Origin of the sequence: Imperialibacter sp. (assembly GCF_040222385.1) — a bacterium.
In the GTDB taxonomy this organism is placed as follows: Bacteria; Bacteroidota; Bacteroidia; order Cytophagales; family Cyclobacteriaceae; genus Imperialibacter.
In genome coordinates this window covers 219179-235384 of sequence record NZ_JAVKDF010000010.1, presented here as the reverse complement: position 1 = coordinate 235384, position 16206 = coordinate 219179, and the positions used below count along the sequence as shown (strand labels likewise).

Annotated in this window: 11 protein-coding genes; 6 read left to right on the top strand and 5 right to left on the bottom strand. The window is 46.7% G+C overall.

The genetic code is table 11. From position 1 onward, the window contains the following. Positions 1-179 precede the first annotated feature (179 nt). From RIG68_RS02425 to RIG68_RS02410, 4 genes are all read left to right on the top strand, one after another. Positions 180-3257 (top strand): HYR-like domain-containing protein, encoded by a 3078-nt coding sequence (locus RIG68_RS02425; protein ID WP_350118250.1) that lies wholly within the window; start codon positions 180-182, stop codon positions 3255-3257. Between the two features lie 176 nt (positions 3258-3433). Further along, a complete protein-coding gene (locus RIG68_RS02420) occupies positions 3434-4132 on the top strand; it encodes an ABC transporter ATP-binding protein (RefSeq protein ID WP_151996389.1) in 699 nt (232 codons plus the stop codon). Continuing rightward, complete coding sequence (locus tag RIG68_RS02415; RefSeq protein WP_350118248.1) at positions 4132-6693, top strand: ABC transporter permease; 2562 nt, start codon at positions 4132-4134, stop codon at positions 6691-6693. Before RIG68_RS02420 ends, RIG68_RS02415 begins: the two co-directional genes overlap by 1 nt. 12 nt (positions 6694-6705) lie before the next feature. Beyond that, positions 6706-7224, top strand: a complete 519-nt coding sequence (locus RIG68_RS02410) for a Cif family virulence factor (RefSeq protein WP_350118246.1) — start codon at positions 6706-6708, stop codon at positions 7222-7224. A gap of 90 nt (positions 7225-7314) precedes the next feature. On the opposite strand, the gene RIG68_RS02405 is transcribed toward RIG68_RS02410, so the two are convergent. Then, the gene (locus RIG68_RS02405; RefSeq protein WP_350118244.1) at positions 7315-9009 is read right to left on the bottom strand and encodes an AMP-binding protein; all 1695 of its coding nucleotides are present in this window, start codon (positions 9007-9009) and stop codon (positions 7315-7317) included. 649 nt (positions 9010-9658) lie between these two features. Here RIG68_RS02405 and RIG68_RS02400 point away from each other — a divergent pair. Then, positions 9659-10606 (top strand): 3-oxoacyl-ACP synthase III family protein, encoded by a 948-nt coding sequence (locus tag RIG68_RS02400; protein ID WP_350118242.1) that lies wholly within the window; start codon positions 9659-9661, stop codon positions 10604-10606. 398 nt (positions 10607-11004) lie between these two features. On the opposite strand, the gene RIG68_RS02395 is transcribed toward RIG68_RS02400, so the two are convergent. Beyond that, entirely contained in the window at positions 11005-11553 is a 549-nt protein-coding gene (locus tag RIG68_RS02395; protein ID WP_151996384.1) for an NUMOD4 domain-containing protein, read from the bottom strand. A 586-nt stretch (positions 11554-12139) separates the two neighbouring features. Here RIG68_RS02395 and RIG68_RS02390 point away from each other — a divergent pair. Beyond that, on the top strand, positions 12140-14002 hold the full coding sequence (locus RIG68_RS02390) for a glycosyltransferase (RefSeq protein WP_350118240.1): 1863 nt from the start codon (positions 12140-12142) through the stop codon (positions 14000-14002). 60 nt (positions 14003-14062) lie between these two features. Here RIG68_RS02390 and tsf read toward each other — a convergent pair whose 3' ends face one another. The 3 genes from tsf to rpsI form a co-directional block, all read right to left on the bottom strand. Continuing rightward, on the bottom strand, positions 14063-14893 hold the full coding sequence (gene tsf, locus RIG68_RS02385) for a translation elongation factor Ts (protein ID WP_317489556.1): 831 nt from the start codon (positions 14891-14893) through the stop codon (positions 14063-14065). A 113-nt stretch (positions 14894-15006) separates the two neighbouring features. Further along, entirely contained in the window at positions 15007-15783 is a 777-nt protein-coding gene (gene rpsB, locus RIG68_RS02380; RefSeq protein WP_151996381.1) for a 30S ribosomal protein S2, read from the bottom strand. A 30-nt stretch (positions 15784-15813) separates the two neighbouring features. Beyond that, positions 15814-16200 carry a 30S ribosomal protein S9 gene (rpsI, locus tag RIG68_RS02375; protein ID WP_151996380.1) on the bottom strand — a complete coding sequence of 129 codons (387 nt, stop codon included), beginning with the start codon at positions 16198-16200 and terminating at the stop codon, positions 15814-15816. Positions 16201-16206 lie beyond the last annotated feature (6 nt).

Sequence of the window (16206 nt, the reverse complement as noted above, 5' to 3'; positions counted from 1 at the left end):
GCCTTATTCTTTTCAAACAAGCTTTCTCACACACTCTATCTAATTGAATTTCTTCTGCTATTCGTTTACAAAAAAATCATGCGATTTGGTGGCGAGAAATACCCCATCGGCAAAAGTCACCCAAACATCCAAGTGGGCATTGGCTAAATTCTAACTGTCATTGATAAAAACTACAAGAAATGAAACAGCTGTATTGCCACTTCAAGGGAAACAAATACACTATCGAATTTAATCAACTCAATAGGATAGCTTTTACTATTCTAATGCCAGCCTTCCTGTTTTTTTCCACCTCCAAAGCGCATTCGCAGTTTTCAGGAAACGGCGCAGGCACAGAAGGCGACCCGTATCAAATCACCACGCCTGCTCAGTTGGATGAAATCCGGGAGTATCTGACCGCCCATTTCATTCTGATGAATGACATAGATCTGACTACTGCCACCGGTGACGAGTCGGGTGGCTTCTGGAACGGAGGCGAGGGCTGGCAACCGATAGCAGCCGTAACCATCAACGTGAATATTACTACACCCTTTTCAGGCAGCTTAGACGGCGATGAACACACCATCACCGGGCTTTATATCAACCGGCCTTGTCAGGACTATGTCGGCCTTTTTGGTTATGTTAACTCTGGAGCGGTTAAAAACCTCACCCTTTCGGACGTGGATGTGACCGGCAGAGAACGAACCGGGGCACTGGTCAGTCTTTTGTATGATACCGAAGGTCTGGTAGAAAACGCTCATGTAGCCGGCTCAGTGACAGGAACTGCCTATACGGGCGGCATGACCGGCCAGATCTACAATGGCACGGTAACGCAATCTTCTTCAACAGTCGCTGTAGAAGGTACAAATCAGGTAGGGGGTTTGATTGGCACCTGCTCTATCTGCAGCGTGTCTTCTTCTTTTGCTGCTGGCCAGGTTACCGGAAGTCAATTCATTGGCGGGCTCGTGGGTGTGTTTCAGAACGGGTCGATCACCAATACCTATGCCGCCGGCGATGTGCTGGTCAACCAGGCGAGCTATACTACAAGAGCCGGCGGACTTATCGGTTCAATGAGTAGCGTCAACAGCGGCGGCGCCACCAACCCTTCCCTCAGCTATTCGTTTGCTACGGGCAGCGTCACCTTCAACAATGGCGACCACGGAAATGGAGCCATTGGAAGAGATAGCTACGCCGTGGCTGGCAGCCAGGTCACCAACGTCTATTTTGACCTGGCTTCGTGTAACGTATTAGAAAGCTTTTCTCCAGCCGAAACACTAAAAACTTCGGAGATGGTGGTAGGGGAATTTGGCGCCTTGCTTGCTAATGAAGGCTCTGGCTGGGTGATGGTTTTTACCGAAGGTGGTGTTTACCCCTTCTTCTCCTGGGAGGGGGAAACAGGGGAAAACTTACAGCCTTACAACCTGGCGCCAACTGACATCCCGAACCCCACGCCGAGCGAAACTACACTTCCTGACCTCACCGCTCAATGCACGTACGAAAGCCAGCCAGCCGCCCCCACCGCCACTGACGCATGCGGCAACACCCTTGAAGGCACCACCGATGCCACTTTCCCGATCACCTCTCAGGGAGAAACTACCATTACCTGGACTTATACCAGCGCCAATGGGCAGGTAGCCACGCAAACCCAAAAGATTATCATTGAGGACACCAGCGCCCCGACACCAGAAGCCGAAACCCTAACCGCCGTAGAGGCTGCCTGCGAAGTCACAGAGCTTACAATTCCAACGGCCTCAGACAATTGCGGGGGAGAAGTGACGGTTACCCACAACGCCACCTTACCGATCACGGCACAAGGCACCACTACTATCACCTGGACGTATACGGATCAGCACGGAAACAGCTCCACACAGACTCAGGAGGTAATCATCAAAGACGAAGCAGCACCGGTACCTAATCTTTCTGAGCTTTCCAACGTTATTGGCGACTGTGATGGCCAGGTCAGCAGTATAGATGCACCAACAGCCACCGATAACTGCGCCAGAGAGGTAACCGGAACGACCGACATCACATTTCCTATTTCTACCATTGGTGAAACCGAAATCACGTGGACATTTGATGATGGAAACGGCAACACATCCACGCAGAAACAAACAATCATCATCCCTCAGTCGAAAACCTCCACACAGGACACCACCATCTGCGCAGACGTCCATTTTACTTTTCCTGATGGTACTGTGGGCACAGCAACCGGCCAGCATGTAAGCGTGCTAAGCACCACCTTGGGATGCGACAGCACGGTTACCACTACTTTGACAGTGGCCCCGTTACCCTCGCCGTCGCTTGGGGACACGCCAGTGTTCGCCTGCGTTGGAGACGAGCTAGCCTTTGACATCGACGAGGCCAATGCCACTTTTGAGTCGTATAAGATAAGCTATTTGGAAGGGGCAGCAACAAACGAATCATTGAAGTTTGTTTTTAGTGCCGAGATGGCAGCCATAGCTGCTACCCAGGGGCTGCCTGTGACCGTAGAAGCCACCAGCGCTGCCGGCTGCACAGGCACGGCAACAGTGTATGTTCAGGACAATACCATGATCAACTGGGGTATTGGTGTCACTCAGGTGTCCGACCCTTCAATTACTATATCAAATTCCACATATCCTGAAACCGCTGACTCCTGGCAATGGGACTTTGGCGACGGAACCACCGTTGACAATGAGAGCAGCCCAAGCCACACCTATGCCAGCAATGGCGACTACACCATCACCTTAACGGTGTCCAACGAGTGTGGCAGCGAAGCGCTGATCACGTCGGTGTCGATTCTCAATGCCTGTAACCTGGACGTGCCCGTGATTTCCCAGGATGGCAATATGCTAACTGCGTCTTCAGAAGGAGTTACCTACGAATGGATCGACTGCGAAACAGGCACTCCTATTGGAGGAAATACGAAAGATTTTTTGCCAGAAGAGTCGGGAAGTTACGCCGTCAAAGTGATCGAAGGCACTTGTGCCGAGCAGAGCGCATGTTTTGATTTCGTATATGAAGGCCCCACTTTATCGGTCGATGCGGAACAGAATAGCCTCTCCGTCTACCCCAACCCGGCGTCTTCAAGCCTGACAGTCTCCCTCGAAGGCCCCAGCAGGAGCATAGTCAACATCACAATCTTGTCAATCGATGGCCAGGTAGTAGAGCAGCTGACATTCGGAAAAACTACTCAACAGGCCAACAAAATGATGAACGTAGAATCGCTGGCTCCGGGCACATACCTCATCCGGGTTTGGGGAAGTGGTCATCATTCGATAGCCAAGTTCATTAAACGATAGTCAAATCCACAACAAAGATTACACTTCGGTGTAGTTGGCTAACACGGGATCGAATAGAGCCGACAGGATTGTCGGCTTTATTTTTTGTCCCCATTGATATAATACCGCCAACAACCTCGCTCCTTTTCCGTTGTTTAAGCAAATCATCTGTTGAAATTATTTTAGCTTTGACAACTATGTCATCTATTCTTAAAGTAACCAACCTCTCCAAGTCTTATTCAAGCGCCACAGGCTCACTCACCGTTCTCGATGATGTTTCCTTCGATCTGGCAAAAGGCGAAACATTCTCCATCGTCGGCCCTTCAGGTAGTGGCAAAACAACGCTGCTCGGCCTTTGCGCCGGTCTCGACAGAGCCTCGTCAGGCGGCGTCGAGGTGTGTGGTATCAAGCTCGATGCACTGGATGAAGATGACCGGGCAAGGGTACGCAACCAACACGTCGGTTTTATCTTCCAAAACTTTCAACTACTCCCCACGCTCACAGCATTGGAAAATGTGATGGTGCCGCTTGAGTTGAGAGGTGAAAAAGGCGTAGCAGCCAAAAGCATTGAGCTACTCGAAAGAGTTGGGCTCGGCAGCAGGCTTCACCATTACCCTACTCAGCTATCCGGTGGCGAACAGCAGCGGGTGGCGTTGGCCAGAGCCTTCTCCAACGACCCTGAAATCCTCTTTGCCGATGAACCCACTGGCAACCTGGATGAAGAAACAGGAATAAAAGTGGAGGAGCTTCTCTTCCAAATTAACAAGGAGCAAGGCACTACCCTGGTGCTGGTTACCCACAACATGGAACTGGCTAGAAAAACCGGCCGCATCCTCCGGCTGAAAGGCGGAAAAGTAATTGAACTCACCGAGTCGGCACTGGCAGCGCAAGCGTAATGGATAGCAAAATCAGCATCAACCGACCTGAATACAGCAAAAGCTGGCTTTGGAAAATGGCGTGGAGAGACAGCCGAAGAAGCCGCTCCCGGCTTTTTCTTTTCACCTCTTCTATCATCCTTGGCATCACCGCTCTTGTAGCCATTAACTCGTTCAAATCCTCTCTTTTCTCTGCCATCAATGACCAGGCAAAAGGACTACTAGGAGCAGACCTTGTAGTAAGATCGAGCCAGCCATTTACGGAAGACTACCAGCCGCTATTGGATTCTATTGGCACCGAGCGCTCCAGCGAATGCTACTTTGCCTCCATGATCTACTTCCCCAGGAGCCAGGGCACAAGGCTGGTGCAGGTGCGAGCTTTGGAAGGTGACTTTCCGTACTATGGGGCCATCGAAACCGACCCAATAGAGGCTGCGAGGTCTTTCCGGGGAAAGAAGCAAGCCCTGGTGGATCAAACACTGATGCTACAGTTTGGTGTAGAAATTGGAGACGAGGTAAAAGTGGGTACGGAGTCGTTTGAGATTGTGGGTCGACTTCAGAAAATACCGGGTCAAACGGGCATCACCACCACCGTTGCTCCGGTGGTGTATATCCCTTACGAATACGTGGAGCAAACCGGCCTCCTGCAAAAGGGCAGCCGCATCAACTACATGGAGTACTTCAGGTTCGACGACGAAGCCTATGTAAAAACCGTTGAGGAAACCTATGAAAAAAGGTTTGACCAATTAGGTTGGAGGTACGACACCGTGGAAGAGCAAAAAGAAGACACGGGCCGGGCATTCAAAGACCTGACGGGCTTTCTGAACCTGGTAGCCTTTGTTGCACTTCTGCTAGGCTGCATTGGCGTGGCAAGTGCCGTCCACATCTATATCAAAGAAAAAATTACGTCTGTGGCAGTTATTCGATGCCTCGGCGGCACGTCTATCCAGGCCTTCTTTATTTTCCTTATCCAAATTGCATCAATCGGTTTGCTGGGCGGCATCATTGGAAGCGTGCTGGGATCAGTCCTGCAAATGTACCTGCCAGGTGTGCTCAAAGACTTCCTTCCAGTCACTGTCGATTTTGCCCTTTCGTGGTCAGCCATTCTGCAGGGCATTGCGCTGGGTTTGTCAATCTCCGTGCTATTTGCGCTTCCTCCGCTTCTTCGCATCCGTAAGGTAGCTCCTTTGCAGGCAATAAGAGCGGGAATTGATGGGGCCGTTCCTGATTCTACTCGTGGCATCTACCCCGTTTATGCAGCCATCCTGGCTTTCATTCTTGGCTTTGCCTGGTGGCAGATAGGTTCTATTCTAGATGCTTTGTCTTTCACCGGAGGTCTGATTGCAGCTTTTCTTTTGCTTGCTGGTGTAGCCAGGCTAATCACATGCTCAGTAAAAAAGTTTTTTCCTATCACCTGGAGTTATGTGTGGCGGCAAGGCCTGGCCAACCTTTTCCGGCCTCAGAACCAAACAATGATATTGATTATCACAGTTGGCCTTGGCACAGCCCTCATTTCTACGCTTTACCTTGTTCAGCAGTCTCTCATCAGTCAGGTAAGCATCACCGGTGCGGGCGACCGGCCCAATATGGTACTTTTTGATATCCAGTCCGATCAAAAAGATGCCATCAAAGCGATGACCCTTGACTACGATCTCCCGGTAATACAGGACGTGCCAGTGGTGACCATGCGGCTCGAAGAATTAAAAGGCCACACCAAAAAAGAAGCGGAGGCTGACACCACCCTTGGCCTCCCCGACTGGGCTTACAATCGAGAGTATAGAATTACTTATAGAGATTCGCTCATCGACTCAGAAGAGATCATTGCCGGTAAATGGCTTGGCAAAATGGAGAGCCCTAACGACACCATTTTCATTTCCATGAGCGACGGCTATGCCGAAAACCTTGGCGTGAAGGTTGGTGATGAAATGCTGTTCAATGTGCAGGGCGCTCTCATCAAGACCTACGTGGGCAGCCTCAGGCGCATCGATTGGAACAGGGTGCAAACCAATTTTCTGGTTATTTTTCCTGAAGGAGTACTCGAAAAAGCGCCTCAATTTCATGTACTGATAACCAGGGTTGAAAACAACGAGCTTTCGGCCAGGTTTCAGCAGGCAGTGGTAAGGAATTACCCGAACGTTTCCATCATCGATCTTCAGCTGATCCTGTCAACACTCGACGATATTTTGGGAAAGGTGTCCTTCGTTATTCAGTTCATGGCACTCTTGAGCATTTCAACCGGCATTTTGGTCCTCATTGCCTCTGTTGTCATTAGCAAGTTTCAGCGAATACAGGAAGGCGTTCTTCTCCGAACGCTGGGTGCTAGCCGCAGGCAGGTGCTGACAATAGCAGGCCTCGAATACTTGTTTCTGGGAGTTTTCGCCTCGTGCTCTGGCATCTTACTGTCACTAGCCGGATCCTGGGCCCTCTCCTACTTCCTCTTCGAGTCCACTTTCAGCCCTGTGTGGTTGCCTCTTCTTGCAATAATTGGAGGCATTACAGCACTGACAGTAGCCATAGGCGTGACTAACAGCAGGGAAGTAGTGAATAATCCTCCTCTTGAAGTTTTAAGACGTGAAATCTAATTTAACCCAACTATGAATCGTTTTTTGGCCATCGCAGCAATAATCGTGTGTGCAGCCAGTTCGGCAACAGCACAAAAGAAAACCAAGTTTTCGGCCGATCAGAAGGAGGTGCTTTCAGTGGTTTTCAACATGTTTGAAGGCATGAGGAAGGCTGACACCACCGGCTACCACAAAATGTTTACACCCAATGCACAGCTTCATACCGTAATGGACAGAGAGGCTGGAAAAGAAAGTCTCAGGTCAGATGATATGACCAAATTTTTTGAGGCCATGGCTAAACCCAGGGAAGTCATGTACGATGAACCACTTTGGGATATCAGGGTAGAAATAGATGGCAGGCTGGCCCAGGTTTGGACTAAGTACGCCTTCTTCGCTGGCGACAAATTTTCACATTGTGGTGTCGATGCTTTTCTTCTATTCAAAGACAAAGATGGCAACTGGAAGATTTTCGAGTTAGTGGACACAAGGCACTTTGGCGAGGAGAATTGCAACCTTCCGAAGAAGCTTCTGAGAGCACTTTCAGACCTGTAACATTTATCAAAATCGTTTTTTTTTGCAAAAAAGAACCCTGCTGAAAGATTCAACAGGGTCCCTGAAATTGATAAGCACAAAACAGAAAAGTTATGTCCAGATGACAGTATTCTCTGTTGCGTACCAAGTTTGCAAATTTTCTTCGTATTTCCCCTCTAAAACATTTCTTTTTATGCTCATTTTGGGCGTCAATATGCCATTTTCCATTGTCCAGGGCTCCTTCATCACAATCACCTTCCTCACCCTTTCGTAATCTACCAAATCCTTGTTCACCATGTTCATGGTATCCGCAAGCGATTTTTCTATTTCAGCTCTATTCTTTTTAAGCGCCTTGTCTGAAATCACCACCAATGCCACTGGCTGCGGGAGCCCCCTGCCCAAAACACATATTTGTTCTATGAATCCATTGAGCGAGTAACCCCATTCAATAGGCCCCGGCACTATGTATTCGCCTTTGGCTGTTTTAAAAGTGTCTTTCACCCGACCCGTAATTTTCAGGAAACCATCACTGTCAATCTCTCCCATGTCACCTGTATGCAGCCAACCATTTTTAAGCACCGAAGCTGTCATTGCAGGTTCTTTATAGTATCCCTGCATCAACCATGGAGCCTTCATAAGAATCTCACCAGTTTCAGCCTCTATTTTGAGTTCAGAACCACGATAAGGCAGGCCAACAGTACCCATTTTAACATCGTCAGGGTGCATCAGCGTGCAGGCACCAACGTTTTCCGTCATACCGTACAGCTCAAGCAACTGAATGTCCAGCGCATTGTACCACTTGTGGAGTGACGGTGGACAGGGAGCGGCGGCAGTAAGGCAATACTCTGCCTCATTGAGACCAAGGCCCGTCCGAATTTTCTTTTTCACAATTCCTGAAATAATTGGCAGCTTCAATAGAAAATCCAGCCTCGACTGTGGCATTTTTTCCCAAACGCCCATTTGAAATTTGGTCCAGATACGAGGCACGGCAAAAAACATGGTGGGCTGTGCATTTGAAAGGTTCTGCATGAACGTATCCAACGATTCAGCAAATGAAATAACTCCGCCACAATGGAGGGCACCCAACTCAATAATCATTCGCTCTGCCACATGGCACAATGGAAGGTAGGAGAAATAACGATGACGCTTATCTCCAAAATTTATCACATACTTTGCGGCAGCGGCAGTGAACTTCAGTTGCTTGTGGTTATACATGACACCTTTCGGCGAACCGGTCGTTCCCGATGTGTAAATAATGGTGCACAAATCCAGCTCATCCGGAATATTGCTTTCTGTCAAAGGATCATTCTTTGCGATAATGTCCTGCCACTTGTCGTAGTCGTCTACATGGCTTTCAGGTAAAGTCAGGCAAGGCAGTGTTTCAGGAATACCCTTCTTCATACTGTCCCACTCATCTACTTTTCCAACAAAAAGCAGCTTCACTTCGCTGTGTTCCAGCACCTGGTTCAGCTGCTCGCCTACCAGATTTGGGTATAGGGGAACTGAGATATAACCGCCCATCATGATCGCCAGGTCGGCAATAATCCAGTGGGAGCAGTTTTTGGAAATCAACCCAACATGGTCTCCCTTTACAAGGCCCTGGCTCTTTAAATAAGAAGTCATTCTGCGGGCCTCATCCCCCACTTGTTTCCAGGTGTATTCGATCCATTGATCCCCATTGGGTTGTCGTAAAAAAACACGATCAGGTGTCTCTTTTTCCCAATGAAAAAACCATTCTACGAGTGATCTTGGATCATACTTAGACCTGATATTTTCAGGAATTTCAATTGCTTCAGTCGAGATCATACGGATGTTGTTTCCTGAATTTATGAAAATTGATCCAAAACCTGGAGAATTTTCCATGAAAGTAAGTCCCAAGTAATTTCCCGGCTGCGGATTCACAGGCTATAGCCGGTTTGCTGGTCAGCTAAAACTACAAGTTTAACAACAAAGCTGTACACTCCTGAAAGAAAAGTGTTACAAAAACGGACACAGACAGTTCGCTATAAATATTCAAATAACTGATTACCAAGTATTTGCTATTTTTGGCATAGCAATTGGCTAACATGTTACAGGTCAACAACTCAAAATAATCAGGACATCAAATTTTAAATGAAATGTTACGGCAAATGTTACTCAGTAAAAATGTGTGGGCTAGTCTGGCAATCGTGCTGGGCCTGACAATACTGTGGGAGGCTAGCCAGGATCAACCATCAGCTAATGCCAAGCACAACTTAACCCATCAGGTTGCCAAAAGATAATGACGAAATGGCGGTCGTTAAAGCGACCTAAAAAAGAAAAACTCAAAAATAAATTCTGACTAAGGACTAATCAATCTCTAAACAACCGGGCAGACTACTGTCCGGTTTGTTTTTTGTAGCCAAACATAAAAAATAACAAGGTTAATAGACCCGAAAGTGTTTATTTTGAGGCAAAATCCTAGCACACAGGATACATGTACATTAGAGATATCTCACATTATATTCCCAGCCAGCGAGTTACGAATCAATACTTCGCCGATCTAAACGGCCTTACAAACGAGTGGATCGTTGAAAGGACTGGCATTTCTGAAAGGCGAAAGGCCGGTGTGGAAGAAAACACGGCAACAATGGCTCTTGAGGCCGTCAAAGCGCTCGAAAAACAAATAGATTTTCCTCTTCAGCAAGTCGATCTGATCGTAGGCGCTTCTTACACTCCTTACGACACCATCGTTACACTTGCCCACAAGACACAGCATTACCTCAATGCAACGAATGCAGCAGTGGTCTACATTTCATCTGCCTGCTCTTCGTTCCTCAACGCCATGGAGATTGTGGAGGGTTATATGGCAATGGGAAAGTCAAAAAATGCGCTTGTTGTCCTTTCCGAGCATAACACGGCCTACCACAACGAACATGACCACAAAGCCGGCCATCTTTGGGGTGATGGTGCCAGTGCCTTGCTGGTGACCAAAGACAAGCCAACTACTCCAAGTTTGGCTGTGAAAGAAATTTTCACCAGAGGTGCCGCCCATGTGGGAAGGGGCCTGGAGGGAGTTACTTTGAGACCCCTCCACGGTGGTATTGAAATGCCCTATGGAAAAGATGTGTTTCTAAACGCCTGTTCTTATATGGCATCGGCCACCAGAGACATCATTGAAAGGAATAACTACACACTTGATGATCTTTCTTATCTGATTCCCCACCAGGCCAACCACAGGATAACAAAGAATGTGGCGGAAAACCTAAAGCTATCACCTGAGAAAGCTATTTCAAACGTACAGTACCTTGGCAACACCGGGTGCGCAGGTGCTGCAATTGGCATATCCGAGCACTGGCATGAGTTCAAAAACGAAGACAAAATAGTCGTGACTGTTTTTGGTGGTGGCTATAGCTACGGCGCCATGCTCCTCGTGAAAGAATAGTGGTACGTAAAACCATTTTTAATAGTTGTACTGTACATCACCGGCCTATACTTGTATCATTTTCGGACAGTCCGCCAGGATAATATTTCCCACCTATGACATAAACAATTGTTTCTCAAATACTTACAAAAGTTGGCACGTCGTTTGGCTATTTACAGGTGTCTGCAATCAGGCAGACACAAAGGTCAAGAACTCAAAATAGAAAATAACAATACGCAAAGTGGATGCTGAACGACAACAACGGAAAAATCTACTCTGCCACGAATCTCAAGGTTAAAATATACTCCTGTGTCTCGGGGTTTTAAGCAGTTACTTAACACCCGCATACTGGCAAAAGGATATAGTTTTTAGTTTACGGTTGGTTGATGGAAAAGGGAGGGCACAAGCCCTTCTTTTTTTTATTCTACTGCCTCAAGCATTTCCTCCTCCACTTCCACCTCGCTGTCAACATAAACCTCGTCTTTTCTCGGACGTCCTTTAAATGTGGTATCCGGCTTAAATCCATTCTTGTAGCGTCGCTTCCTGATCTTCCAAACCTTGTAGTTGTCTTTGTTTCCGTTTTCAAACTGGAAAGCCATATGTTCGGAAGAACTTACCCACTCCAGGTTGGTCGAGTCGTTATTACGGGGATTATTGTCAAGATGAATAATCATATTGTATTCATCCGGAAGAACATTGATACAATAGGCCTTTGCAACTTCCTTGTGCGGGTAAACAGTTCTCCTCTTCCCGTCATCATTGAGAAGATCCAGAAAAAAACACTTGCACGATTTGTTCCACCTTTGCTTCATCACCTTGCCTTTCACCTTCATCATAGTTTGGCTTCCCCGGTGAAAAGTCTCACGGTCTTTGCTTCTGATACGACCCCTATTGGATACTTCGTAGTTCGAAAATTCATCAATGGGCTTCCACACCTCTTCTATACGTTCAATTCTTTGAATGCTCATAGCGTGTGTTAGTAAAATCTTAAACTAATGTTGTCTATTTTATAAATACTTCAATAACGACGGTCAATTACCCCCGTTTGAAGAGAATATTTCAAATATAGCATTTTGTTGGTAGGAGAAAATCAAAATGGGGAGAGGGCAAAAAAATATTTTTGCTGTCAACAAAAATTAATACGTACATGGATGTTATATAAAATAACAGGCCATGATAAAAAATACTATATGGAGGACAAAGAAAATATATTCATAAAAGATTACATAAAAATTTCCACATATCGGCTCTATATAAAAATATAAAATTTATAGCGCAAACGATTGCAAAATTTGTTGATCGGGCAGACATGGTGGCAACACCGGTCAAAACAATCAGCCAGTCGGCGCTGAACGCAAAACTCACTCCCAAGTGAAAAACCCTTTCATATGAGCACTATTTAAAATAGTGCCTAATGAAGAAATATGGAAACAATTTTTCCTATTGATGATTTTACCACTCAATACTGGCTCAGTAATTTCTTCCTTAAAAAAATAGTTATAATTTACCTAGCGCATTGGAGACCCTACATATATACCTACTAAGCACCCTACTATGAGCACGACCAAAGGCCAGGAAGCAAAAGCTGTAAAAGCATTAAAGAGAATTGGCAAAAAGGAAATGAAAGACACCCTTCTTGTGGAGATAGCCTGGGAGGTCCTTAATCAGGTGGGTGGAATCTATACAGTAATACGCTCCAAGGTACCGGCCACCATGCCCAAATGGGGAGACAACTACTGCCTGCTGGGGCCGTACTTTAAGCACCAGGTATCAGCTGAATTTGACCCAATTGACGATTTCTCTGACCCTTTTGGTAAGGCCGTTCTTAAAATGCGGGAAAAGGGATTTGAAGTACACTATGGCCATTGGCTTGTGACAGGGCGCCCAAAAGCTGTTCTATTTAACCTTGGCAGCATTTGGAACAAGCTTGGTGAAATCAAATACTTACTGTGGGAACACCATGGCATCACCACGCCTGCCGAGGATCACCTGATTGACCAGGTAGTTGCCTTTGGAGAGTGCGTTAAAATCTTCCTTGATGAGCTATCGCTTGGTGTTGCCAAAAAGAAAAAAATCATAGCGCACTTCCACGAGTGGATGGCTGCGTCGTGCATTCCGGATATCAGAAGGCAGAAAATGCCGATATCCACGGTGTTTACAACTCATGCCACCTTACTGGGCCGCTACCTTGCCATGAACAGTGCCGACTTCTACCAGCACCTCCCATTCATGGACTGGTCCAAAGAGGCAACCAATTTCAACGTAGAGGCCATCGCCAACCTGGAAAGAGCAGCGGCTCACGGAGCTCAGGTGTTCACCACAGTTTCTGACGTTACAGCGCAGGAGTGCAAGTACCTGCTTGGCAGAACGCCCGATGTAATCCTGCCCAACGGCATTAACAATCAACGGTTTGAGGCACTGCATGAATTCCAGAACCTTCACCGGGAGTACAAAGAAAAAATACACCAGTTTGCTATGGCTCACTTCTTCAAGAGCTACACTTTTGACCTAGACAATACACTGTATTTCTTTACCTCGGGCAGGTATGAATACAAAAACAAGGGGTTCGACCTGGCACTTGAGGCGCTGGCTCGCCTCAACTGGAGGCTGAAAAATGAAGGCAGCGAAATGACGGTTGTCATGTTTTTCATTACAAAGCAGCCATTCCACAGCATCAACTCCGACATTCTGCATAGCCGGGCTGTGCTCGAAGAGTTGCGCCAAACAACAGATGCTATCAAGAAACAGGTGGGCGAAAGATTGTTCTACTCGGCCGCCTCCAGCAGCGACCACCGTTTACCCATGCTCAACGACTTTGTTGATGACTATTGGAGATTGCGCTACAGAAGACTTTTGCAAAGCTGGAAGACGGATCAATTACCACCGGTGGTCACTCACAACCTGGTAGACGATGGCGGCGACGATATCCTTAACTTCCTTAGAACGTCCAGCCTTCTCAACCATGAGGATGACAGAGTGAAAATTGTGTATCACCCCGACTTTGTAAACTCCACCAACCCGCTGTTTGGCATGGAGTATGGCCAGTTTGTAAGAGGTTGCCACATGGGCGTTTTTCCAAGCTACTACGAGCCCTGGGGCTACACTCCGCTTGAATGTATTGCCAGCGGGGTACCTGCCATCACAAGCGACCTGGCTGGGTTTGGCGACTATGTATTGCACAATATGAAAGACCATGCCAGCAACGGGATTTATGTGGTAAACCGGCAGAAAAGAAACTTCAATCAGTCGGCCGACCAGCTTGCTTACCAAATGTACAAGTTCATCAATATGAACCGGAGGGAAAGAATCACCTTGCGAAACAAGGTAGAGAGCACGTCGGTGTATTTCGACTGGACTACCCTAACGAAGTATTATGATCAAGCCTATCAGCTGGCGCTTGATAGGTTGAAGGCTTGACAATAAAAAAGCGTCCTCAAATGAGGGCGCTTTTCCTATCTATTAATGATAATATAAAATTTAACCGATTGAAATTCTCTTAAACGAAGTGACAGTCAATCCCTTTTGAACGCTATCAAGGTATTGAGCGATCGTTTTGGAGTTGTCTTTTACAAAAGCCTGGCTAAGCAATGTGCTTTCTTTGAAGAACTTGTTGAGCTTGCCAAGAGCAATTTTCTCTACCATTTCCTCTGGCTTACCCTCCTGACGAGCGATGTCTTTTCCAATCTCGATTTCCTTCTCAATAACGGCTTTGTCAACGCTGTTTTGATCCACTGCAATTGGGTTCATGGCTGCAATCTGCATACCCACGTCACGACCAGCGTCAATCACGTCGGCGCTGTTTCCGCCTTTTAGGGCTACCAAAACGCCAAGTTTGCTGCCTGCGTGGATATAAGAAACTACAGTTTCGGCCTCCATCACTTCGTAAGCAGAAATTTCAAGCTTCTCACCAATCTTACCAACAAGCTCGATGATCTTCTCGTCGACTGTAAGATCGCCAGCCTTAAGTGCCTTCAAATCTTCTACCGAAGCTGGAGACTTAGCAAATGCAAGGTCGATTATCGTATTGCCAAGCTTAACGAACTCTTCGTTTTTAGCAACAAAATCTGTTTCGCAAGTGAGGGAGATGAGAACTGCTTTTGTATTGCTGTCGTTAGTGCGCACAAAAACGGATCCTTCTGTAGTTTCACGATCAGAGCGGGAAGCAGAAACCTTCTGTCCCTTTTTCCGCAAAATCTCTATTGCTTTTTCGAAGTCACCGTCCGATTCTGTAAGTGCTTTCTTACAATCCATCATGCCGGCGCCAGTCATTTGCCGTAACTTGTTTACGTCTTGTGCAGTGATTGCCATTGTTATTTGTCCTTTAATGTTTTTTGAAATGCTTTAAACAAAAATTGAACACCGAAGGATCTCCGATGTTCAATTTTTAAAATCTATCCGTTGCCGGATACACTATTTATAAATTAATCTTTTGATTCTTCTACTGCCTCTACTTCATCTACCCGACGCTTCTCATCTTCGTCTTCTTTAGACTTCGCATCGTCCTTTTCTCTCTTGCGCTCGTTGAGACCTTCCTCAATTACTTCGGAGATATAAGATAAAATTAGTTTCACAGACTTGTAAGCATCATCGTTGCCTGGGATAGGGAAATCAACCTCGTTAGGGTTTGAGTTTGTATCCACAATAGCAAACACAGGGATGTTCAGCTTTTGAGCTTCTTTCACTGCTATGTGCTCACGCTTGATATCCACGATGAAAAGAGCTGCAGGAAGACGAGTAAGGTCAGCGATACCGCCAAGTACTCTTTCCAGTTTCTCCTTTTCACGAGTCACCATCAAACGCTCTCTTTTGGCAAGTCCGGTGAAGCTTTCTTCCTTCATCAACTTGTCAATACCCTGCATTTTCTTCAATGACTTGCGGATAGTAGCAAAGTTTGTAAGCATACCGCCCAACCAGCGCTCAGTAGCATAAGGCATCTTCAGCCTTCTTGCTTCATCAGCCACCAGGTCTTTGGCCTGCTTCTTCGTAGCCACGAACATCACCTTACGGCCTGAACGTACTACTTGCTTGAGTGCTTTAGACGCTTCTTCGAGGCACACAAGCGTTTTGTTAAGATCGATAATATGGATTCCATTCTTCTCCATGAAAATATATGGAGCCATTTGGGGATCCCACTTTCTCGTTAAGTGTCCGAAATGAACACCAGCGTCTAGTAAGTCCTTGTATTCTAGATTAGCCATTAATTATATATAAAGTATATGAAATACTGATTAACGCTTACTGAACTGGAATCTTCTACGAGCCTTAGCACGGCCGTATTTCTTACGTTCAACCATACGAGGGTCTCTGGTAAGGAAGCCTTCCTTCTTCAATGCCGGACGGAACTCCTCGCTGATTTCGCAAAGCGCCCTGGAAATTGCCAAACGAATCGCTTCAGCCTGACCTTTGATCCCACCGCCGTCAACATTGATTTTGATATCATACTTGCCCGACTCGCTGGTAAGTTCAAGAGGCTGCTGAACAATCAGACGAAGAATTTCTGAAGGGAAGTATTCTTCAAGGCTTCTTTCGTTTACATTGAAAGTACCTTTTCCGCTCTGAAGATATAGTCTCGCTACGGAGGTCTTTCTTCTGCCTATGGTATTGATTACGTCCATTAACTA

Excerpts from the sequence above, each read along its gene's own strand:
- RIG68_RS02425 (WP_350118250.1), top strand. The coding sequence starts at position 180 with ATGAAACAGCTGTATTGCCACTTCAAGGGAAACAAATACACTATCGAA.
- RIG68_RS02420 (WP_151996389.1), top strand. The coding sequence starts at position 3,434 with ATGTCATCTATTCTTAAAGTAACCAACCTCTCCAAGTCTTATTCAAGC.
- RIG68_RS02415 (WP_350118248.1), top strand. The coding sequence starts at position 4,132 with ATGGATAGCAAAATCAGCATCAACCGACCTGAATACAGCAAAAGCTGG.
- RIG68_RS02410 (WP_350118246.1), top strand. The coding sequence starts at position 6,706 with ATGAATCGTTTTTTGGCCATCGCAGCAATAATCGTGTGTGCAGCCAGT.
- RIG68_RS02405 (WP_350118244.1), bottom strand. The coding sequence starts at position 9,009 with ATGATCTCGACTGAAGCAATTGAAATTCCTGAAAATATCAGGTCTAAG.
- RIG68_RS02400 (WP_350118242.1), top strand. The coding sequence starts at position 9,659 with ATGTACATTAGAGATATCTCACATTATATTCCCAGCCAGCGAGTTACG.
- RIG68_RS02395 (WP_151996384.1), bottom strand. The coding sequence starts at position 11,553 with ATGAGCATTCAAAGAATTGAACGTATAGAAGAGGTGTGGAAGCCCATT.
- RIG68_RS02390 (WP_350118240.1), top strand. The coding sequence starts at position 12,140 with ATGAGCACGACCAAAGGCCAGGAAGCAAAAGCTGTAAAAGCATTAAAG.
- tsf (WP_317489556.1), bottom strand. The coding sequence starts at position 14,893 with ATGGCAATCACTGCACAAGACGTAAACAAGTTACGGCAAATGACTGGC.
- rpsB (WP_151996381.1), bottom strand. The coding sequence starts at position 15,783 with ATGGCTAATCTAGAATACAAGGACTTACTAGACGCTGGTGTTCATTTC.
- rpsI (WP_151996380.1), bottom strand. The coding sequence starts at position 16,200 with ATGGACGTAATCAATACCATAGGCAGAAGAAAGACCTCCGTAGCGAGA.